1 protein-coding gene is annotated in these 356 nt (G+C 67.7%); it reads right to left on the reverse strand.

Features of this window, described 5'->3' with window-relative positions; genetic code table 11:
* Positions 1 to 173 precede the first annotated feature (173 nt).
* The coding region (locus D9V41_RS16910; RefSeq protein ID WP_424922812.1) for a ParB family protein at positions 174 to 356 on the reverse strand (183 nt) is incomplete at its 5' end.

Raw genomic sequence — 356 nt, forward strand, 5'->3', positions numbered from 1 at the left:
AACCTTGCAGCACCGGGCGTCTGAATATCCCGGGCTGCTCGTCGAGTGGCGGCGGACCACCTCGTCGTGGGAAGCCCGCTGCGTGTGGGGCACTCCTGAGGGCGGGACGCACGAGAACTGGATGCCTGCGGAGCGGCTTCGTCCCGCGCTTCCTCCAACCGAGTGAGTCGTCCTCACTTGCCCATCGGCCGGCCCTGGGGCAGCTCTCGCGGACCGACGCCCGGGAACTGCTTGCCGTCGTTGTACTTCGCCTCCAAGCGCTCGACCTCAGCCATGACGGCTGCGTGGACGAAATCAGAGAACGATCGCGGCCCCTCGGTCGCCATCGTGTAGAGAATCGCGCCACGGACCCGGGC

Origin of the sequence: Aeromicrobium phragmitis (assembly GCF_003674095.1) — a bacterium.
GTDB classification, from domain to species: domain Bacteria; phylum Actinomycetota; class Actinomycetes; order Propionibacteriales; family Nocardioidaceae; genus Aeromicrobium; species Aeromicrobium phragmitis.